Origin of the sequence: Streptomyces sp. T39 (genome assembly GCF_008042045.1) — a bacterium.
GTDB lineage: Bacteria > Actinomycetota > Actinomycetes > Streptomycetales > Streptomycetaceae > Streptomyces.
Window position 1 is genome coordinate 152884 of the sequence record NZ_RDBP01000013.1, and the last position, 19136, is coordinate 172019.

Here is a 19136-nt window from a genome sequence, read left to right on the forward strand (position 1 = left end):
GGCTACGGCACCGCCCACTGCAGTCCGCAGGACGTGGACGTGCCCCGGATCGGCGACGAGCTGGCCGCCGCGCGGGCGATGCGGAGCGTCGCACGGCAGCTGATGCGGGAGGCCGACAGCGATCTGGAGGCGGTGGGCGCCGGGCCCGGCGGCGCTCCCGGACCGGGGTACGGCTGGCCCTACACCGCACCCTGACTGCCAGGGCGCCCGGGGCGGCCTGACCTGGTGCCCGGGGCGCCCCGACCCCCGGGCCCCGGGCGCCCTGGCAGTCAGGGTGCGGTGTAGGGCCAGCCGTACCCCGGTCCGGGAGCGCCGCCGGGCCCGGCGCCCACCGCCTCCAGATCGCTGTCGGCCTCCCGCATCAGCTGCCGTGCGACGCTCCGCATCGCCCGCGCGGCGGCCAGCTCGTCGCCGATCCGGGGCACGTCCACGTCCTGCGGACTGCAGTGGGCGGTGCCGTAGCCGGTGATCGTGCCGTCGTCGGTGGCCAGCTTCGCGCAGGCCCTGGTCGTGCCGTCGTCCTCGGTGAGGACGAGGTCGACCTTCCACTCCCGTGTCGTTGTCATCGCGCACCCTCCGCGCGGCTCGGAGCCGGCCCCCTCCCTCCAGGATCCGCCGCGCACGGCACGGAGTCGAGGGGGGTGCCGCTGGGGCGGGGACCGGCCTTCAGGAACCGAACGCCGCGGCGTAGCGCCGCAGGAAGAGCGCCTCGACATGGGCCATGTCGCGGATCTCGGCGGGGTCGACGCTCTCGTTCGGCGCGTGGATCAGACAGCGGGGCTCCTCGACGCCCATCAGCACGATCTCCGCGTCCGGATACGTCTCGGCGAGGACGTTGCACAGGGGGATGGACCCGCCCTGTCCGAGGAACTCCATCGGCCTGCCGTAGACCTCCCGCATGGCGGCGCCGAGCGTGGCGTAGGCGGGTCCGTCGGTGGCGGCGCGGAAGGGCGCACCCGTGCTCTCGGACTCGACGCGCACCTTCGCGCCCCAGGGGGCGGCACCCTCCAGATGGGTGGTCAGGGCGCGGCGGGCCAGGTCGGCGTCCGTGCCGGGTGGCACCCGCAGGCTGATGCGGGCGCGCGCCGTGGCGGGGACCGAGGCGGAGGAGCCGACCACCCGCGGGCAGTCGATGCCGAGGACCGTCACCGCCGGACGCGCCCACAGCCGGTCGGCGACCGAGCCCGTGCCCATCAGCAGGGTGCCGTCGAGGACTCCGGCGTCCCGGCGGAACTGCCGTTCGTCGTAGCCCGCGCCGTCCCAGGTGCCCTCGCAGTCGAGGCCCTCGACGCGGGTCGCGCCGGTCTGCGGGTCGCGCAGGGTGGACAGGAGCTGGACGAGCGCGCCGAGGGCGTCGGGGGCGGGACCGCCGAACATGCCGGAGTGAACGGGGCCTTCGAGGGTGTCGACGGTGACGAGGACGTTGGTCATGCCGCGCAGCGAGGTGGTGGCGGTGCCCACGCCGACGGCCACGTTCCCGGTGTCGCACACCAGCAGCGCGTCGGCCGCGAACCGGTCCGGATGGTCTGCCACGTAGCGTTCCAGGCCGCCGGTGCCCTGTTCCTCCGAGCCCTCGGCGACGAACCGCAGTCCGACGGGGATGTCGTCGCCCAGTGCCCGCAGGGCGGTGAGATGCATGACGATGTTGCCCTTGCAGTCCGCCGCCCCGCGCCCGTACAGGCGCCCGTCGCGCTCCGTCAGGGTGAACGGCGGTGAGTGCCAGGCGTCCTCGCCGAGGGGTGGCTGGACGTCGTAGTGGCAGTAGAGCAGCACCGTGGGCGCGCCGGGCGGCGGCGGCCGGTGCCCGAGCACCGCGGTGCTGCCGTCGGAGGTCTCCACCTGCGTCACGTCGGTGAGGCCGGCGGCGCCGAAGGCGTCGGCGACCCATCGGGCGGCTCGGCGGCACTCCTCGGGCGGGTACTGGCGGGGGTCGGCGACCGAGGGGATGGCCACGAGTTCAGCGAGGTCGCGCAGGGCCTGGGGCATCGCGGCCGTCACGCGGCCGGCGAGTTCGCTGTCGTTCATGGTCACCGCCGTACCGTGTCGTCGAGGTCGAGGTCGTCGAGCCGGTCCTGGATGCGTTCGAGTTCGTCGGGGCAGTAGATCTCCAGGACCTTGGCCTCGGCGCGCACCACCTGGGAGTCGGCGATGACCGGGCGCTGACCGACGAACGCGGCGCCGTTGGACATGTTGATCTTCCACAGCGCCGACTTGAGGGCGCCTGCCGGGTCGTCGCAGACGAAGCCGCCGTCGTTGCCGAGGGCGCGCTCGATGGTGGCCGTGTTCGGGCGCGGGTATCCGGCGTCCTCGGCGGCGTCCGCGAGCCGGTTGGCCTTCTCGGCGGCCTCGTTGTCGGACACCACCCGCTCGTAGCGGATGACGCCCACCACGGCGAGGGCCACCAGGAGCACGATCGCACCGACGTAGAGCCACTTGTGCTCCGAGGCGAAACGCGTGGAGCTCATGCGCCGTCCTCCGTCTCCGCGGCGTCGGCGGCCGCCGTGCGCCACCCCGGTTTGCGGAACTTCAGGAACGCGAAGGGGATGAGCAGACCGAGGGTGACGAGACCGCCGCCGACGATCGCGATGTAGGACCAGATGCTGCCGCCACCGAACTGGGAGGGCGGCACGAAGCCGATGGCCAGGGCGGCGAGGGAGGCGAGCAGGCCGACCGAGCACAGCACCGGGAGCAGCGGCGCGCGGTAGCCGCGCGGGTGGTCGGGCCGGAGCTTCCGCAGCCGCATCGCCGCGACGAACATCAGCAGGTAGACGATCAGGTACACCTGCGTGGTGATCGTCGAGAAGATCCAGTAGACGCTGGAGACGTTCGGGATGAACGCGTAGCCGAGGGCGATGACGGTCGTCACGACGCCCTGCGTGACCAGGATGTTCTGCTGGACGCCGTGCTTGTTGAGCTGCTGGAGGAAGGGCGGCAGATAGCCCTCGGCCCGGGAGATCTGGAGCAGGCCCTTGGACGGGCCGGCCAGCCAGGTCAGCATGCCGCCGAGCGCGGCGGACACCAGCATCACGGCGGCGATGGGCGTCATCCAGCCGATGTGGAAGTGCGAGAAGAAGGCGTCGAACGCCTGCATCACGCCCGCGGTGAGGCTGGTCTGGTCAGCGGGCACCACCCAGCTGATCGCGAGGGCCGGAAGAATGAAGATCAGCAGCACCAGGCCCATGGCCAGGAACATCGACTTCGGGTAGTCCTTCGCGGGATTCCTGAGCAGATTGACGTGGACCGCGTTCATCTCCATCCCCGAGTAGGAGAGGAAGTTGTTCACGATCAGCACCAGGCTGGCCAGGCCGGCCCACTGCGGCAGCAGGTGGCTCGCCGTCATGGGCGCGGCGGACGCGTTGCCCTGGCCGAGGAAGACCATGCCGAGGACGACCAGCAGGGTGCCCGGTACCAGCGTGCCGATGATCAGTCCCCAGGAGGAGAGGCCGGCGAGCGCCTTCGTCCCGCGCGAGGACACCCAGACCCCGGTCCAGTACAGGACCATGATCACGATGGCCGTGTAGAGGCCGCTGGACGCCAGGGACGGGTCGATCACGTAGGCGATCGTGCTCGCGACGAACGCCAGCAGACTGGGGTAGTAGAAGATCGTCATGGCGAACTGGCACCACACGGCGAGGAAGCCGAGTGGTTTCGAGAGTCCCTCGCTGACCCAGCGGTACACGCCGCCCGACCAGCCCGAGGCGAGTTCCGCCGAGACCAGCGCGGTGGGGAGCAGGAACACCACCGCCGGGACCAGGTACAGGAAGATGCAGGCCAGACCGTAGACGGCCATCGTGGGCGCCGCCCGCAGGCTCGCCACGGAGGCCGTGGTCATCAGGGCGAGGGTGAGCCACGAGATCAGGGGGACAGCGGGGCGCACGGCCGCTCGGGCGGCGTGGGCCGACTGTCTTTGGGAACCGCCTTCGGCGGGCATGTCCATCGCACTCATACGCGCGTCCCTCCACGACGGCCGCCGCGGCTGCGACGCACCGAGTCCGTCCCAGCTTCAACGGCTTCGTCACCGAGCGGCCCGCTGTGCGGGGCCGTCCGGGTGAGCGTCGTCGCGCGGACGCCGGGTGGGCGCAGTCGTGGGAGGGTGCACGGCGCGGAGGTGTGGGCGGGGTGAGGACGGCAGGGGACGGGCACGGGCCCGTGTGCGCGGCAGCGCGACGGCCACAGGGGGTATGGAGACGGGACGGACCGGCCCCGGCGATCGTCGCCCGTCAGGCCCGCCGTGGGCCGCGGACGGCGCGGCACGGGCCTGCGTCCCAGGCGGTTCGAGCCGGCACGCACCCGCACGGCCTCAGCCGTACGGTCGGCGCCGTGCGGGCCGGCCCCGCCCCACCCGGGCGGGCGCCACCTTCCGCGGCACGCCTCAGACCGGCGTGCGCGCCGTCACCGGGAAGGGGTGGGCCTGGTGCCCACCGCTCGCGAGCATGCGGACGTCGCCGTGCTCGCTGATCTCGGCACGCACGATGCCGGTGTCGTCCTCGTAGACCGGGCACCCGCCCGGCCCCGCACGCTCGGTGCGGCGCACGACGACGGCGTCATCGGCCACCGCCGACGACTGGAAGACGAGTTCGTAGCTCTCGGGATACTCCATCGTTGCCACCACCCTCTTCCATCGTCGCCCCGTGCCGGCCGGATCGCCTCTCCGGCCCCGGCGGGCCGGAGAGGCGCCGGAGCTCCGCTCCGAGGCCCTCCGGGATCAGATGCCGAACTCCGCCGACGACAGGCCGAGCGCGGTGCAGGCCTCCCGGATGATCTGCTCCTCCGCCGGTTCGATGAAGCCGTCGGCGCCCGCGACGACGATGCCGGTCTGGATGACGGCGCGCGCCTCGGCGGGCTTCTTCGCGGCCTTGGCGACCTCCTGGAGCACCGCCGCCTTGCCGATGACGAAGTTGGCGGAGAGCTGGTCGACGTGCTTGTTGAACCGCTGGCGCAGCTGGTCGGCGGGGAAGTTCTGGAGGACGTCGTTGGTGAGGATGAGCTGTTCGACGTGCTGGCGCTCCGCCGGGTCGACGCGCCCGTCGGCCGCGGCCACCAGGGCGCACATGGCCATGCTGGCGTCCCGGTAGGCCCCGCTCTTCAGTTCGGTCTTGAGGGACGTGAGCTGTGTCTTCAGCGCGCTCACGAGCTGGGCCTTGGAGCCGCCGCCGGACCGCGCGCCGGGCTGTGCGCCGGGCTGTGCGTGTCCGCCCGTGCCGCCGCGCGTCCCCTGGGCCTGCTGGAGACCCCTGGTCGCCTGGTCCTTGATCCGATCCCACATCGCCACTCGTGCCACCTCGGCTTCTGCCGTGTCGTAAACGGTCGGTCACGCGTCGTCGCGCACCACCCTGCCAACGTCTTCGGCCCGCCGTGAAGTTCCGCCACCGGACCTCACGCCTCCGAACGGGCCGGATCAGCCGACGTCGAGGACGATCTTGCCCCTGGTCCGTCCGGTGGCGCTGAGGCGGAACGCCTCGGCGGCCTCGGCCAGCGGCAGAGCCCGGTCGATGTGCACCGTGAGGCGGCCCTCGTCGGCGAGGCGGCCGAGTTCGGCGAGGTCGCTGCCGCTGGGGCGGACCCAGACGTGGTGGCCGCCGCGCCCGGTGACCGACGGGTCGGCGATGGAGGCGACGCGGGAGGTGTCGCGCAGGAGTTCCTGGGACACCGCGACCTCGCCCTGGCCCACGTAGTCGACGGCGGCCGTGATCCCGTCGGGGGCGATCTCCCGCACCCGCTCGGCGAGCCCGTCCCCGTAGGCGACGGGTTCGGCGCCCAGCTCGCGCAGGAAGCCGTGGTTGTGCTCGCCGGCGGTGCCGATGACGCGCGCGCCGCGGGCGACGGCGATCTGGACGGCGAACGAGCCGACGCCGCCGGCCGCGGCGTGCACCAGCACGGTGTCCTCCCCGGTGACGCCGATGCGCTCCAGGGACTGCCAGGCGGTGAGTCCGGCGAGCGGCACCCCGGCCGCCTGCTGCCAGGTCAGCGAGCGCGGCTTGCGGGCCAGGGTGCGGACGGGGGCGGAGACCAGTTCGGCGTAGGTGCCGTGCTGCACCTCGTCCTTGCGGACGTATCCGTACACCTCGTCGCCGACGGCGAACTCCGTGGCGTCCAGCCCGACGGCCTCGACGACGCCGGCCGCGTCCCAGCCGGGTACCAGCGGGAAGTGGACGTTCATGATCGGGTCCAGACCGCCGGCGACGATCTTCCAGTCGACCGGGTTCACCCCGGCGGCCCTCACCCGGACCAGGACGCAGTCCGGAGCCACCTTGGGGTCGTCCGTCTCGCCGTAGGCCAGGACCTCGGGTCCGCCGTACCGGGGGGCCGTGATGGCTCGCATGTCTGCCTCGCACTCTCGGGGATCCTGCGGCGGCATCCGCGCGGCCGCCGCGCTGACGACGGGCCCGGCACGCCGGTGGCGGCCCGCCGCCGCGGGTCCCGTACGCCAGGTGGCGCGACGGGCGTGCCGGAACGGCAGGACGGCCCCGGCAGGCGGGTCCGAGGGGCGATCATGACCCTACGACACTTGTGTGAGCACACCCAGCAACCGACGCTAAGGAGTGGACGGATGCCGAACGAGCATGCCGGACGGCCGGCCCGGCCGGAGGATCTCGTCGACGTGGCCCGGCTGGTCACCGCGTACTACGCCCTGCACCCGGATCCGGACGACCCGGGCCAGCGGGTGGCCTTCGGTACGTCGGGGCACCGCGGGTCGTCCCTGGCGGGGGCGTTCAACGAGGACCACATCGCGGCGACGAGCCAGGCCATCTGCGAGTACCGGGCGCTCCAGGGCGTCGACGGGCCGCTGTTCCTCGGGGCCGACACCCATGCGCTGTCGGAGCCGGCGAGGGTGACGGCGGCGGAGGTGTTCGCGGCCAACGGTGTCACGCTGCTGATCGACTCGGCCGACGGGTACACGCCGACGCCCGCGGTGTCGCACGCCGTGCTCGCGCACAACCGCGGGGCGTCGGGAGGGCGCGCGGACGGGGTGGTGGTGACGCCGTCCCACAACCCGCCGGCCGACGGCGGTTTCAAGTACAACCCGCCCAGCGGCGGTCCGGCGGGCTCGGACGCGACGGGCTGGATCCAGGACCGGGCGAACGAGATCGTCGCCGCGGGCCTGAAGGACGTCCGGCGCGTCCCGTACGCGCGCGCGCTGGCGGCGGCCACCACCGGGCGGTACGACTTCCTCGGCTCGTACGTGCGCGACCTGCCCTCGGTGCTCGATCTGGACGCGGTGCGGGCCGCGGGCCTGCGGGTCGGCGCGGACCCGCTCGGCGGTGCGTCGGTGGCCTACTGGGAGCGGATCGCCGAGGAGCACCGGCTCGACCTCACGGTGGTCAATCCGCTCACCGACCCGACCTGGCGTTTCATGACGCTGGACTGGGACGGGAAGATCCGCATGGACTGCTCGTCGCCGTACGCCATGGCCTCGTTGATCGAGGGGCGCGACCGGTTCGCGATCACGACGGGGAACGACGCGGACGCCGACCGGCACGGCATCGTCACGCCCGACGGCGGGCTGATGAACCCCAACCACTACCTGGCCACCGCCATCGGCTACCTGTTCCGGCACCGGGACCGGTGGCCGTCGTCGGCCGGGGTCGGCAAGACGCTGGTGTCGTCGTCGATGATCGACCGGGTGGCCGCGGACGCCGGCCGGAAGCTGGTGGAGGTGCCGGTCGGGTTCAAGTGGTTCGTCGAGGGCCTGTTCGACGGGACGATCGGCTTCGGCGGCGAGGAGTCGGCCGGGGCGTCCTTCCTGCGGCGCGACGGCTCGGTGTGGACCACCGACAAGGACGGCATCGTGCTCGCGCTGCTGGCCTCGGAGATGCTCGCGGTGACCGGGCGGACGCCCAGCGAGCACTACCGCGATCTGACGGCCCGGTTCGGCGAGCCCGCGTACGCGCGGGTCGACGCCCCGGCCACCCGTGAGGAGAAGGCCGTGCTGGGGCGGCTCTCGCCGGAGCAGGTGACGGCCGACTCACTGGCCGGGGAGCCCGTCACCGCCGTCCTGACCGAGGCGCCGGGCAACGGCGCGGCGATCGGCGGGATCAAGGTGACCACGGAGAACGCCTGGTTCGCCGCGCGGCCCTCGGGCACGGAGGACGTGTACAAGGTGTACGCGGAGTCGTTCCTCGGCCCGGACCATCTGACGCGGGTTCAGGAGGAGGCACGGGCGGTGGTGTCGGCGGCGCTCGGCGGCTGAGCCGGTCGCGGCCCGGCGCCCCGGTGTTCCGGGGCGCCGGGCTCACCGGCGGGCGTCAGATCTGTACGCCCGGGCGGCCGTCCTCGACGACCGCGCTCGCCCTGGTGCTCACGGGGGCGCCGGGGCGGGTGACGTACGGGACGACCCGGAAGTCGCTGCGCCAGCGCTCGCGGTCGGCGTGGACCCGCACGTAGCCCCGCTGGCCGTTGAAGAACTTCATGTGCGGGTTCGCGGCCAGGAAGGTCTCGCCCTGGGCCGTCATGTCGGCGCCGTCGCCGCCGCTGGTGACCGAGGTGCCGACGAACTCGGCGCCGACGGTGCGCGATGCGGGGTCGGTGTAGTCGCGCTTGAGGTCCCAGGCGTAGTTCTGGTGGCGGTCGCCGGTGATGACGACGAGGTTGCGCACACCGGTGGCGTCGGCCTCGGCGAGCAGCCGGTTGCGTTCGGCGACGTAGCCGTCCCACGGGTCCATCCAGACCGTGGTGCCCGGGCCGGGGTCGTGGTCGGTCTGGCCCATCGGTGCCTGGTTGCCGAGCACGTGCCAGCGTGCCGGGGACCGCCGGAAGCCGCGGAGCACCCAGTCGCGCTGCTCGGCGCCGAGCAGGGTGCGGCCGGGTGCGAAGCGGTCGGCGCAGTCGGCCGACACCCCGTCGCCGCAGGGCTGGTCGTCGCGGTACTGGCGGGTGTCGAGCATGGTGAAGTCGGCGAGCCTGCCGTAGGGGAGGCGGCGGTACATCTGCACGTCCGGCCCCTGGGGCAGCTGGGCGCGGCGCAGCGGCGCGTGCTCGTACAGGGCCTGGAAGGCGGCCGCCCGGCGCGCCGGGAAGGGCTCCGGGTCCTGGCCGTTCTCCGGGATGCCGTCGGCCCAGTTGTTCTCCACCTCGTGGTCGTCGAACGTCATGATCCAGGGGAAGTTGGCGTGCGCGCGCTGGAGCGGGGCCTCGGACTTGTAGAGGCCGTACTGGAGGCGGTAGCGGGCGAGTGTGGTGGTCTCGGTGTGGAACTTCGTGTCGGTGGCGACCCCGCGCTTGTTGGTCTTGACGCCGTACTCGTAGAGGTAGTCGCCGAGGTGCACCACCAGGTCGAGGTCCTCGTCTGCGAGGTGGTCGTAGGCGGTGTAGAAGCCGTCCTGCCACGCCTGGCAGGAGGCGAAGGCGAAGCGCAGGTCGCGCGGCATCGTCCCGGGCGCGGGGGTGGTGCGGGTGCGGCCGACGGGCGAGAGGTGGCCGCCCGCGCGGAAGCGGAACCAGTAGACGCGGTCGGGGGCGAGTCCGTGGATCTCCGGGTGCACGGAGTGGGCGAGTTCGGGCGTGGCGACGACGCTGCCGCGGCGTACGACGCGGCTGAACCGCTCGTCGGACGCCACCTCGTACGCGACGCGCACCGGGACGTCCGGCATGCCGCCCCTGCCGTCCTCGGCGAAGGGGTCCGGTGCGAGGCGTGTCCACAGCACCACGCCGTCCCAGCGGGGTTCGCCGGAGGCGACGCCCAGGGAGAACGGGTCGGACGGCATGGCCGGCGCGGCGTGGGCCGAGCCCGAGCTCCACTCCCCCGTGCCGAGCATCAGCGCGGCGGCACCCGCGCCGCCGAGTCCGAGCATCTTTCTGCGGGAGACGGGACGTACGGCCACGGAGTCCTCCTGGGCGTTTCGGGATGCGAACCGCCAGAACCCTCGTGGGGGCGGGTGTCCCGTGGCCGCCCCCCGTGTGACCGGCTGCCGTGGGTTGCGTGAACACGGCAACCGCTTGCCGTGTGCTCACCGCTCCCCGGGCGGGCCTCAGTTGCCGGGTGCGGTGAGGACGACGGACCGGGTGAGGTTGCGGGGCGTGTCGGGGTTGTGCCCGGCCGCCTCGGCGACGTGGACCGCGAGGCGCTGGGCGCGGACGAGGTCGGCGAGGGGGTCGGTGGCGGGCGCGTGGGTGGTGAGGGTGGCGCCCGTGCGGGTGATGTCGTCGGCGAGGCCCTCGGGGAGGGCGCCGAGGGCCCAGACGGCGCGGCCGGGCTGGGCGATGCTGATGGGTCCGTGGCGGTACTCCATGGCGGGGTAGGCCTCCGTCCAGGCGCCGGCGGCCTCGCGCATCTTGAGGGCGGCCTCCTGGGCGAGGCCGTAGGTCCAGCCGGTGCCGAGGAAGGTGAACTGGCCCGCCGCGGTGAGGGCGTGGTCGAGCGGCTGGGCGAGGGTGGCCTCGGCGTGGCCGGCGGCCTCGGTGACGGTGGGCAGGCCGGCGGGGCGGGTGCCCTGGTGTTCGAGGTGGGCGCGCAGGAGGGCGAGGGCGGTGGTGGCGAAGCGGGTCTGGACGACGGAGTGTTCGTCGGCGAAGTCGAGCAGGACGGTGTGGTCGGCGGCGCCGGGGGCGGGGGTGTCGGCGTCGGCGGTGAGGACGGTGGTGGGGACGGTGCCGCCCAGCAGGCCGAGCAGGTCGAGGACTTCGGTGGTGGTGCCGGAGCGGGTGATGGCGACGACGCGGTCGTAGGCGCGCCCGCGGGGGAAGGCGGAGGCGGCGAAGGCGTCGGTCTCGCCGCCGCCGCCCTCCTCGCGGAGTGAGGCGTATGCCTGGGCGATGAACCAGGAGGTGCCGCAGCCGACGACGGCGACGCGTTCGCCGGTGCGGGGCAGGGCGTCCGCGGCGGCGGGGGCCAGTGCCGCTGCCCGGCGCCAGCACGCGGGCTGCGAGGCGATCTCCGCCGACGTGTGCGACGAGGGCCCGGCGGAGGGGGCCGGGGAGGCGTCGGAGGAGGGGGACGAGGAGGCGGCGGTGCGGGACATGCGTGGGTACTCCCTACGAAGGGCTGTCTGGACCAGGGGCCCAGCATAGTGCTCGAAACTGCTCTTTCAGCGACGGTATTGAGCATTTCCAAGCAGCGAGAAGAGAATCGTGGCCGGGCCGTCCGGAGCTCCGGACGGCCCGGCCACGGACCGGGACCTGTCGTAGCGCTGGGATCAGGGAGCGACCGCCATGTCGAAGACATGGACGTTGGCGTTGGCGGGCATGACCACGAACTCGACCTCCTTCGCCGGGTCCAGCGGAATCGAGTGGGCGAAGATGCGGTAGGCGATCCCCGCGTTCCCGTAACCGCTCGGCCTGTTGCGCCCGTTGCTCGACGCGACCAGCGTCGCGCCATGGGCGTTCGGCGGGTCGAAGGACCAGTTCGGGAAGCCGAACGAGCCGCTGGTGGAGGTGCCGTCCTCGTAGAAGACGGTGGCGCTGCCCGTCGCCCCGCTGCCCACGCCGGAGCCGAGGAAGACCAGCTTGGACCCCTTGCCCGCGAGGGCGACGGCCTGGCCCGCGCTCGACACGTTGTCCTTGGTGCCGCTCGGCACGTCGGGCCAGCGCAGCTTCGCGCCCAGCGCGGTGACCTCCGCGCCGCGGGTCAGCCCGGCGTCGGCGAGCTTCTGTGCGGAGAAGCTGTTGCCCTCGCCGTCGTAGTTGCCCGGTGCCGTGTTGCTCTCGTCGGTGATCGCGACGGCGTTGTAGGCGGCCACGATGTTCGCGACCGGCTCCCCGGTGCGCTGGGTACGGGTCCCCGTCGCGGACCCGGCACCGTCACCGCCGCGGTAGGTGGCGGTCGCGGTGAACGTGCGGATCCTGAATCCCGCCCGCGGCTCCGGCACCTGTATCCGGAACTCCGCCTGCGCGGACTGCCCCTGCGCCAGCGAGCCGTCGACACTGCGCTCACCCGGCTGCACCGCCCACCCCACGGGCCCGGCGAACGACACCTTCAGCGAGCGCAGCCGCTCGGGCGCGGTGTTCTTCACGGTGACCTTGACGGCGGATATCGCCGGTCCCTGGAGGTCGACCGGGGATATCGTGACCTCCGTGCCCGCGGCGGCGGGCCGTGCGTCGGCCGCGACCGCCGGAGCGGGGACGAGCAGCAGCGCCCCTGCCGCGGCCACGGCTCTGAGTGTGGTTGCGAATCCTGTTCTTCTCATGGTCCGTCTCCTTGTGGCGCGTACGGGACCGGTCAGGCGACCGGGGGCATCTCGGTCTCGCGCGAGTCCAGGCCGAGGCGGAGATTGACCCAGGACCCGCGGGTGAAGTCCGGGATCTCGACCGGCCGGCCGCCCGCCGCGAGCGACGTCACGCTGAGCGGGACGGGCGAGCACCAGGCGGCGGAGTCGTAGACGTCGATGTCGGGGACGAGCCCGGCGCGCATCAGCTGGACGGTGCGCCACTGCAGGACGTAGTCCATGCCGCCGTGGCCGCCGTTGTTGGCGGCGTCGTCACCGATCTTCTTCCACAGCCAGTGGTCGAACTCCTTGCGGTAGGTGTCGAAGTCCCGCCAGGCGTGGCCGCCGTGGTCCGGCTCGACGTAGATGCGCCCGCCGGTCGTGGAGGTGCCCGCGTAGTCCTCGAAGATGCCCCGGCTGCCGGCGAGGCTGTTGATACGGCTGTAGGGCCGCGGCGAGCTCACGTCGTGCTCGGCGCGGATGACCCGTCCCTTGGCCGTGTCGATGAGACAGGTGACCAGGTCGCCGTTGACGTAGGTCTCCTTCCACGACGGGTGGGACTTCGGCACGAAGCGCTCGCGGTAGTCGGCGAGGCCCTTGGGCTCGGTGGCGGTGGCGCGGAGCACCGTCATCCGGTCGCCGCGGTTGATGTCCATCGCGGCGGCGACGGGCGCGAGGCCGTGCATGGGGTAGAAGGACGCGGTGCTGCGGGTGTGCCAGAGCCGGCGCCAGGCGTCCGTGTAGTAGGTGTCCGAGAACAGCAGGGCGCGCAGGTCGTGGAGATAGCCGCCGTGCCCGTTGGTGACCTCGCCGAAGAGGCCCTCGTGCGCCATCTTGAGCATGGCGAGCTCGTTGCGCCCGTAGGAGCAGTTCTCCGCCAGCATCAGATGCCGGCGTGCACGCTCGGAGGTGTCGACGAGGTCCCACAGCTCGTCGAGGCCGGTGGCGATCGGCAGTTCGACGATGGCGTGCTTCCCCGCGAGCAGCGCCGCCCTGCCCTGCCGGTAGTGGAATTCCCAGGGCGTGGCGATGTACACGAGGTCGATGTCGTCGCGCTTCAGCATCTGCTCGAACGCCGTGTCCGAGCCGCCGTACTCGGCGGGACGCGGCTTCCCCTGGGCGACCAGCCGGTCGGCGGTGCGCTTGGCGCGGTCGGCCCGGATGTCGCAGACGGCGGTGACCGTGCAGCCGGGGACGACGGACCAGCCCTCCGTCATGCCGCCGCCCCGGTTGCCCAGACCGATGACGCCCACCCGGACCGTGCGGTACGCGTCGAAGGGCACGCCGGCGATGGACCGCTGGCCGGGCCGGCGGCGCGGGGAGGCGGACGGCACGACCGCGGTGGGCGGGCCGGCCGCGTTCGCGGCGGACGCGGCGCCGGCAGCGAGCGCACCCGTGGTGGCCAGCGCGCCTCCGAGCAGCAACCGGCGTGAGACAGCGGGAGTTTCAGGCATGGCGGTTTCGCTCCTCGGTCCGTGTTCGGCAGGTGGCGGGGACGACTCTGGCCGCGACGGAGAGCCGTGTCAATAGTTGCTCACTAAGGTGCCTTTACAAACAGAAACAAGCATTCGGCCCTCACTTCATGGTGCCTTCCGTCAACGGTGCGCGACACAGTGCCACGCCGATGTGACGGCCGGTCATCTTTGCCGACAAGAGGAGGAAGACGGCGGACGGAGGATCCACTTCGCCCTGGGACCAACGGAGTTTGTACTCATCGATGACGAAGTCATGGACGTCCTCCACAAAGTCCTCCTATGGTGTGCGTCGCGCTCGTCAGCGTGGTCCACCTCTTCGCGTACCGCCCGTCGACACCACCGTCACGTGCTCCCCGCGGGGAGCCTGGGAGGATGCATGCAGCAACGACCGCACCACCGAGTCCGCCGACGGCTGGGCTCCCTGATCGCCGTCTCGTTCCTCGCCGGTCTCCTCACCTCGCCGCCCGCCGCGGCCGCCGGCCCCGCCGCCGAACTGCCCCCGCAGGAACCCGGCGTCACCCTGCGGGTCTTCGACATCGGCCTGCCCATGAGCCGGATCTGCGACCTCAAGCCCGGGCAGACCCCCAACGTCGACCGGCTGATGCCGACCGTCGACTGGAGCGCCGCCGAGGACTTCGGCGTCGGCGACACCTTCGTCTCCCAGGTGACCGCCAACCTCCTCGTGCCCGAGGCCGGCACCTACACGTTCCGGCTGACCAGCGACGACGGCTCACGGCTGGTGATCGGCGGCAGGACCGTCGTCGACCACGACGGCCTCCACGGAGCCGATCCGAAGGACGGCAGTGTCGAACTGACGGCGGGCCATCACGCGCTCCGCATCGACCACTTCGACCGGACCGGCGGACAGCAGATCACCCTGGCGTGGAAGCCGCCGGGCGCGGCGGACTTCGGCCTCGTGCCGAACTCCGCGCTGAGCACCGACGCCGGAGTCGTCCGGGTCACCGCTCCGGGGCGCAAACAGTGCGAGAGCGGCACCGACACCCCGGGCGACGGACTGCCCCTGACCGGCGTCCACCCCGGATACACCCTGACCGGCCTGCGCCCCGAGGGCTTCGAGCCGCAGGTCACCGCGATGGACTGGCTCCCCGACGGACGGCTGGCCGTGACCACCTGGGGCGGCACGGACACCACCGCCGGCGAGGTCTACCTGCTCGGCAACGTCACGGGGAACACCTCCCCCGACCGGGTGACCGTGAAGAAGGTCGCGAGCGGACTCAAGGAGCCGCAGGGCATCAAGGCCGTCGACGGCAGGCTGTACGTCTCGCAGAAGCACGAGCTCACCGAGTTGCGCGACACCGACGGCGACGACGTGACCGACGCCCGCCGCACGGTCGCCACCTGGCCCTACGGCGGCAACTTCCACGAGTTCGCCTTCGGCCTGCTGTACCGCGACGGCTGGTTCTACCTCAACCTGTCGGTCGCGATCGACCACGGCGGCGCGACGACGAAACCGCAGCCCGCGGCGAACCGCGGCACGACCGTCAAGGTGAACCGGAAGACCGGCAGGATCTCCTATGTCGCCGGCGGCCTGCGCACCCCCAACGGCATCGGCTGGGGCCCCGGGGGCGACATCTTCGTCACCGACAACCAGGGCGGCTGGCTGCCCGCCTCCAAACTGGTCCGGATCGAGCAGGACCGCTTCTTCAACCACCGCACCGACCCGCCCGGCCCCTTCGACTCCCGGCCCGTCACCGAGCCGGTCCTCTGGCTGCCGCAGAACGAGACAGCCAACTCGCCCAGCACACCGCTGCATCTGACGAGCGGCCCGTACGCCGGGCAGCTGCTCTTCGGCGACGTGACCTACGGCGGACTCCAGCGCGCCTTCCTGGAGACGGTCCGCGGCAGGGACCAGGGCGCCGTCTTCCGGCACACCCAGGGCCTCGAGGCGGGCGTCAACCGGATCAGCCGCGGCCCGGACGGCGCGATCTACACCGGGGGCATCGGGGCGGGCGGCAACTGGGGGCAGGAGGGCAAGCTCACCCACGGCCTCCAGAAGCTGACGCCCAACGGCGAGAAGCCCTTCGACATCCTCGCGATGCGCGCGAAGGCCGGCGGGTTCGAGCTGGAGTACACCCAGCCGCTCTCCCAGGAGACCGCCGACCGGCTGGCGCAGAGCTACCGGGTCGAGCAGTGGCGGTACGTCCCGACGCCGTCCTACGGCGGACCCAAGGTCGACGAGGAGACCCTCGCCGTGCGCTCGGCCAGGCTGTCCACCGACCGGAAGAAGGTCACCCTGGAGGTCGTGGGCCTGAAGCCCGGCCGGGTGGTCCACGTGCGGTCGCCGCGACCGTTCTCCTCCGCCGGGGGCGAGGCGCTGTGGAGCACCGAGGCCTGGTACACGCTGAACGCGCTGCCGGGCCGGCAGCCCGCGGTGACCCGGTACGAGGCCGAGGAGGCCGCGCTCTCCGGCGGAGCCGCCACCGACACCGAGCACGCGGGCCACTCCGGGAGCGGCTTCGTCGACGGCTACGGCAGCCAGGGGGCCGCCACCGCGTTCACCGTGTCCGTCGGGAAGGCGGGCACCTACGACGTGGGCCTGCGGTACGCCAACGGTCCGAACCCCTTCACCGGGACCAAGACGGTGAGCGTGTACGTGAACGGGCAGCGGGTCCGGCGGTCGGACCTGCTCTCCACGGGTGCGTGGAACCAGTGGTCGACGAGGACCGAGCCGCTGGCCCTGCGCAGGGGTGCCAACACGATCGCCTACCGGGTCGACGAGGGGGACACCGGGCACGTCAACCTGGACATGATCACCGTCCATCCGAAGGGCGCCCGGGTGGTGCTCTTCGACGGCGCCGACCGCTCGGCCTGGCAGCACACGGACGGGCGCACCGCCTCGTGGCCGCTGACGGACGGCGGGATGGAGGTGTGCTGCGGCGACCTGCGGACCAAGCAGGAGTTCGGTGACTTCAGGCTGCACACCGAGTTCCGGCTGCCCGAACTCCCGCCGGACGTCACCGGCCAGGACCGGGCCAACAGCGGGGTGTATCTGCAGGACCGCTACGAGATCCAGATCCTGGACTCCTACGGCGACACCACGCCCGCCGACGACGAGGCGGCCGCCATCTACCGGCAGAAGGCCGCCGACGCCAACGCCGCCCGGCCGCCGGGCACCTGGCAGACGTACGACATCACCTTCCGCGCGGCCCGTTTCGACGCGAACGGCGCGAAGACGGAGGACGCCCGGGTGACCGTCGTCTGGAACGGCGTGACGGTCCACGACGACGTCCCCCTCACCGGCCCGACCGGCGGGGGCGATCCGGAGGGGCCGACGGCCGGCTCGATCCGGCTCCAGGACCACGGCGACAAGGTCCACTACCGGAACATCTGGATCGAGCCGCTGGCCTAGGCGGACGCCGGCGCGCGCGGGCAACGGGGGACGCACGCGCGCGTCGGGTGGGGCCGCGGAGCGCGTCAGCCTGCCGCGGGGCGGCCCTGGGTCACCTCGGCGATCCGGGCCGTCAGCGTGTCCACGTCCTGGAAGGTCAGCCCGGCGAGTGCGACGTGCTTCCAGCGCACCGCGCCCTCCCCGTCCACGACGAAGACGGAGCGCCGCAGCCCGAGGCCGGGCAGAGAGATCCCGTAGGCCCTGGCCACCGTCCGGTCGGTGTCGGCGAGCAGCGGAAAGCGCAGGTCGTACTGCTCGGCGAAGCCCTCGTGGCTGTCCAGGTCCTGGGGGCTGACCGCCCAGACCGTGGCGCCGAGGTCCTTGAAGCGCTCCAGCTCGGAGGTGTAGGCGCAGAGCTGCTTGGTGCACACGGGCGTGTTGTCGCCCGGGTAGAAGACGAGCACCAGCGGTCCCCCGCCGTGCTCGCCGAGTGTGTAACTGCCCCTCTGGGGGCCGGAGTCGGTGCGCAGGGTGCCCGGCAGGGTGAAACCGGGCGCGGCGGAGTCGACAGCGGGTGTCCTCGACATGGTCGGGGCCTCTCTCGGGACTGCGGACGGTGCGTAGGGCGCAGGATGTCACTCCGAGGAGTCGGCCGGACCGGCGGGCTCCTCGTCGGACGCGAGGATGGAGATCTCCAGCTTGCGCAGGAGGCGCGCGAGCTGGCGCCGCTCGGACGGCGACAGTCCGGCGAGCATCCGGCGCTCGTTGTCGAGATGCTCGCCGAAGACGGTGTCCACCGTCGCGAGGCCCTTGTCGGTGAGGCGCGAGTAGACGACCCTGCGGTCGTCGGCGTCCCGCTCGCGGACGATGAGTCCGTCCTTCTCCAGCCGGTCGATCCGCAGGGTGACGCCGGCCGAGGAGACCAGTCCGGTGTCGGCGAGCTGCCCCGCCGTCAGCCGGTAGGGCTCCCCCGCCCGCCGCAGCGCGGTCAGCACGTCGAACCCCGCGACCGACAGGCCGTGGCGCTCGATCGACGCGGTGAGTCTGGTGCTGTAGCGCAGGAAGGAACGGTGGAGCCGGGCGAGGACCTCCAGCGGACTCGTGTCCAGCTCCGGCCGCTCACGCGCCCAGTCCTCGATCACCTGCGTGACGGCGTCCCGGTCCGCCGGCTTCGATCCAGCCATGGTCATCCCCTCGTACGCACCGGCCGGGCGCCCCCTCCGGCTTCTCACGGCGCTGAGAATCTTACCCCTGAGGCGAAAGAGGAGACCAAGGGCCGGTCAGGAGGCCGGCCCTTCCGGGGCCCGGGCGGCGCGCGACCGGCGCTGCTCGGCGTGCTCGGGGCGACGGACGGGGCCGGGGCCGGCGAGCGGTGATCCCGCTCTCCGGCCCCGGCCCCGGCGTCCGCACCCCGGCGGGTGTCAGCTGTTGAGCTCCTCCAGCGTCCTGCCCTTGGTCTCGATCGCGAACCAGGCGATCACCGCGCCGACCGCCGCGACCACGGCGAGCTGGGCGAAGACCAGGGAGAGGCTGCCGCCCGCGCCGATGATCGCGCCGACGGTGACGGGGCCGAGGATGACTCCGGCGCGGTTCCACAGTCCGCCGAAGGAGGCGCCCGTTGCGCGGATGCGGGTCGGGTACATCTCGGGCGAGTAGAGGTACAGCCCGGCGTTGATGGCGAAGAGGAAGAACGTCGTGCAGGAGGCGAACACGGCGACCTGCGTACCCGAGGTGGCGCCGAGCAGGGCGAGGGCGCCGAGGGAGACCGCGCCGCCGGCGAGCGCGGCCATCAGCGCGGGGCGCCGGCCGATGCGGTCGATGAGCATGGCGGCGATGAAGGTGCCGAGCAGGCCCGTGACGTTGCTGAGCAGGGTGAAGACGAGCGCGGTGGTCAGGTCGAGGCCGAACTCCTTGGTGTAGAGGGAGGGCAGCCAGGTGGAGATGCCGTGGTTCACGTAGTAGGCGACGAACCACAGTCCGGAGATCACCGCCGCCTCCGTCGGCATGCTGCTCGGCGCCCTGGCCGCCGGCTGGCTGGGCGACCGGATCGGCCGGGTGCGCACGGTCGCGCTGGGCGTGGGCATCACCGGTGCGGCCAGCCTCGCCGTCGCCTTCGCGGGCTCCATCGAGACGTTCGCGCTCTTCCGGTTCGTCCAGGGCTTCGTCCAGGGC

Annotated in this window: 19 protein-coding genes; 4 read left to right on the forward strand and 15 right to left on the reverse strand. The window is 72.6% G+C overall.

The window, feature by feature from the left end:
- Nucleotides 1-195 (forward strand): dsRBD fold-containing protein (locus EAO77_RS18040; protein ID WP_147989321.1); only part of this gene is annotated, 195 nt, incomplete at its 5' end.
- Between the two features lie 74 nt (nucleotides 196-269).
- Here the strand turns inward: EAO77_RS18040 and EAO77_RS18045 are convergent.
- From EAO77_RS18045 to EAO77_RS18075, 7 genes are all read right to left on the reverse strand, one after another.
- Nucleotides 270-566, reverse strand: a complete 297-nt coding sequence (locus EAO77_RS18045; RefSeq protein ID WP_147989299.1) for a DUF1876 domain-containing protein — start codon at nucleotides 564-566, stop codon at nucleotides 270-272.
- A gap of 100 nt (nucleotides 567-666) precedes the next feature.
- On the reverse strand, nucleotides 667-2025 hold the full coding sequence (locus EAO77_RS18050) for a dipeptidase (RefSeq protein WP_147989322.1): 1359 nt from the start codon (nucleotides 2023-2025) through the stop codon (nucleotides 667-669).
- 2 nt (nucleotides 2026-2027) lie between these two features.
- Nucleotides 2028-2465: a hypothetical protein gene (locus tag EAO77_RS18055; RefSeq protein ID WP_147989300.1), complete on the reverse strand. Its 438-nt coding sequence runs from the start codon at nucleotides 2463-2465 to the stop codon at nucleotides 2028-2030.
- A complete protein-coding gene (locus EAO77_RS18060; RefSeq protein ID WP_147989301.1) occupies nucleotides 2462-3946 on the reverse strand; it encodes an APC family permease in 1485 nt (494 codons plus the stop codon). Before EAO77_RS18060 ends, EAO77_RS18055 begins: the two co-directional genes overlap by 4 nt.
- Nucleotides 3947-4372: 426 nt before the next feature.
- Entirely contained in the window at nucleotides 4373-4600 is a 228-nt protein-coding gene (locus EAO77_RS18065; RefSeq protein WP_147989323.1) for a DUF6296 family protein, read from the reverse strand.
- Nucleotides 4601-4705: 105 nt separating this feature from the next.
- On the reverse strand, nucleotides 4706-5272 hold the full coding sequence (locus EAO77_RS18070; protein WP_147989302.1) for a tellurite resistance TerB family protein: 567 nt from the start codon (nucleotides 5270-5272) through the stop codon (nucleotides 4706-4708).
- 126 nt (nucleotides 5273-5398) lie between these two features.
- Nucleotides 5399-6322, reverse strand: coding sequence for an NADP-dependent oxidoreductase (locus EAO77_RS18075; RefSeq protein ID WP_147989303.1), 924 nt, complete (start codon nucleotides 6320-6322; stop codon nucleotides 5399-5401).
- A gap of 228 nt (nucleotides 6323-6550) precedes the next feature.
- Here EAO77_RS18075 and pgm point away from each other — a divergent pair, with 228 nt between their 5' ends.
- Entirely contained in the window at nucleotides 6551-8191 is a 1641-nt protein-coding gene (pgm, locus tag EAO77_RS18080) for a phosphoglucomutase (alpha-D-glucose-1,6-bisphosphate-dependent) (protein ID WP_147989304.1), read from the forward strand.
- A 55-nt stretch (nucleotides 8192-8246) separates the two neighbouring features.
- On the opposite strand, the gene EAO77_RS18085 is transcribed toward pgm, so the two are convergent.
- The 5 genes from EAO77_RS18085 to EAO77_RS38665 all read right to left on the reverse strand — a co-directional run bounded on the left by EAO77_RS18085 (nucleotide 8247) and on the right by EAO77_RS38665 (nucleotide 13883).
- Entirely contained in the window at nucleotides 8247-9821 is a 1575-nt protein-coding gene (locus EAO77_RS18085; RefSeq protein ID WP_222723673.1) for an alkaline phosphatase D family protein, read from the reverse strand.
- Between the two features lie 147 nt (nucleotides 9822-9968).
- Entirely contained in the window at nucleotides 9969-10958 is a 990-nt protein-coding gene (locus EAO77_RS18090; protein ID WP_147989305.1) for an SIS domain-containing protein, read from the reverse strand.
- Nucleotides 10959-11132: 174 nt separating this feature from the next.
- A complete protein-coding gene (locus tag EAO77_RS18095) occupies nucleotides 11133-12122 on the reverse strand; it encodes an NEW3 domain-containing protein (RefSeq protein WP_187283291.1) in 990 nt (329 codons plus the stop codon).
- A 32-nt stretch (nucleotides 12123-12154) separates the two neighbouring features.
- Nucleotides 12155-13594 carry a Gfo/Idh/MocA family protein gene (locus EAO77_RS18100; RefSeq protein ID WP_147989306.1) on the reverse strand — a complete coding sequence of 480 codons (1440 nt, stop codon included), beginning with the start codon at nucleotides 13592-13594 and terminating at the stop codon, nucleotides 12155-12157.
- Nucleotides 13595-13715: 121 nt separating this feature from the next.
- Nucleotides 13716-13883, reverse strand: a complete 168-nt coding sequence (locus EAO77_RS38665) for a hypothetical protein (protein ID WP_187283292.1) — start codon at nucleotides 13881-13883, stop codon at nucleotides 13716-13718.
- Nucleotides 13884-13991: 108 nt separating this feature from the next.
- Between EAO77_RS38665 and EAO77_RS18105 the strand changes: the two genes are divergently transcribed.
- Nucleotides 13992-16985, forward strand: coding sequence for a family 16 glycoside hydrolase (locus tag EAO77_RS18105; protein WP_147989307.1), 2994 nt, complete (start codon nucleotides 13992-13994; stop codon nucleotides 16983-16985).
- Between the two features lie 65 nt (nucleotides 16986-17050).
- Here EAO77_RS18105 and EAO77_RS18110 read toward each other — a convergent pair whose 3' ends face one another.
- The 3 genes from EAO77_RS18110 to EAO77_RS18120 form a co-directional block, all read right to left on the reverse strand.
- Nucleotides 17051-17551 carry a peroxiredoxin gene (locus EAO77_RS18110; RefSeq protein ID WP_147989308.1) on the reverse strand — a complete coding sequence of 167 codons (501 nt, stop codon included), beginning with the start codon at nucleotides 17549-17551 and terminating at the stop codon, nucleotides 17051-17053.
- A gap of 48 nt (nucleotides 17552-17599) precedes the next feature.
- Nucleotides 17600-18148 (reverse strand): MarR family winged helix-turn-helix transcriptional regulator, encoded by a 549-nt coding sequence (locus EAO77_RS18115; protein WP_187283293.1) that lies wholly within the window; start codon nucleotides 18146-18148, stop codon nucleotides 17600-17602.
- 237 nt (nucleotides 18149-18385) lie between these two features.
- The gene (locus tag EAO77_RS18120; RefSeq protein WP_261994007.1) at nucleotides 18386-18952 is read right to left on the reverse strand and encodes an MFS transporter; all 567 of its coding nucleotides are present in this window, start codon (nucleotides 18950-18952) and stop codon (nucleotides 18386-18388) included.
- A gap of 16 nt (nucleotides 18953-18968) precedes the next feature.
- Between EAO77_RS18120 and EAO77_RS18125 the strand changes: the two genes are divergently transcribed.
- Nucleotides 18969-19136 (forward strand): MFS transporter (locus EAO77_RS18125; RefSeq protein WP_410088577.1); only part of this gene is annotated, 168 nt, incomplete at its 3' end.

Bases quoted from the DNA above. Each gene is read 5' to 3' on its own strand.
- EAO77_RS18045 (WP_147989299.1), bottom strand. From the start codon at position 566: ATGACAACGACACGGGAGTGGAAGGTCGACCTCGTCCTCACCGAGGAC.
- EAO77_RS18050 (WP_147989322.1), bottom strand. From the start codon at position 2,025: ATGAACGACAGCGAACTCGCCGGCCGCGTGACGGCCGCGATGCCCCAG.
- EAO77_RS18055 (WP_147989300.1), bottom strand. From the start codon at position 2,465: ATGAGCTCCACGCGTTTCGCCTCGGAGCACAAGTGGCTCTACGTCGGT.
- EAO77_RS18060 (WP_147989301.1), bottom strand. From the start codon at position 3,946: ATGAGTGCGATGGACATGCCCGCCGAAGGCGGTTCCCAAAGACAGTCG.
- EAO77_RS18065 (WP_147989323.1), bottom strand. From the start codon at position 4,600: ATGGAGTATCCCGAGAGCTACGAACTCGTCTTCCAGTCGTCGGCGGTG.
- EAO77_RS18075 (WP_147989303.1), bottom strand. From the start codon at position 6,322: ATGCGAGCCATCACGGCCCCCCGGTACGGCGGACCCGAGGTCCTGGCC.
- pgm (WP_147989304.1), top strand. From the start codon at position 6,551: ATGCCGAACGAGCATGCCGGACGGCCGGCCCGGCCGGAGGATCTCGTC.
- EAO77_RS18090 (WP_147989305.1), bottom strand. From the start codon at position 10,958: ATGTCCCGCACCGCCGCCTCCTCGTCCCCCTCCTCCGACGCCTCCCCG.
- EAO77_RS18095 (WP_187283291.1), bottom strand. From the start codon at position 12,122: ATGAGAAGAACAGGATTCGCAACCACACTCAGAGCCGTGGCCGCGGCA.
- EAO77_RS18100 (WP_147989306.1), bottom strand. From the start codon at position 13,594: ATGCCTGAAACTCCCGCTGTCTCACGCCGGTTGCTGCTCGGAGGCGCG.
- EAO77_RS18105 (WP_147989307.1), top strand. From the start codon at position 13,992: ATGCAGCAACGACCGCACCACCGAGTCCGCCGACGGCTGGGCTCCCTG.
- EAO77_RS18110 (WP_147989308.1), bottom strand. From the start codon at position 17,551: ATGTCGAGGACACCCGCTGTCGACTCCGCCGCGCCCGGTTTCACCCTG.
- EAO77_RS18115 (WP_187283293.1), bottom strand. From the start codon at position 18,148: ATGGCTGGATCGAAGCCGGCGGACCGGGACGCCGTCACGCAGGTGATC.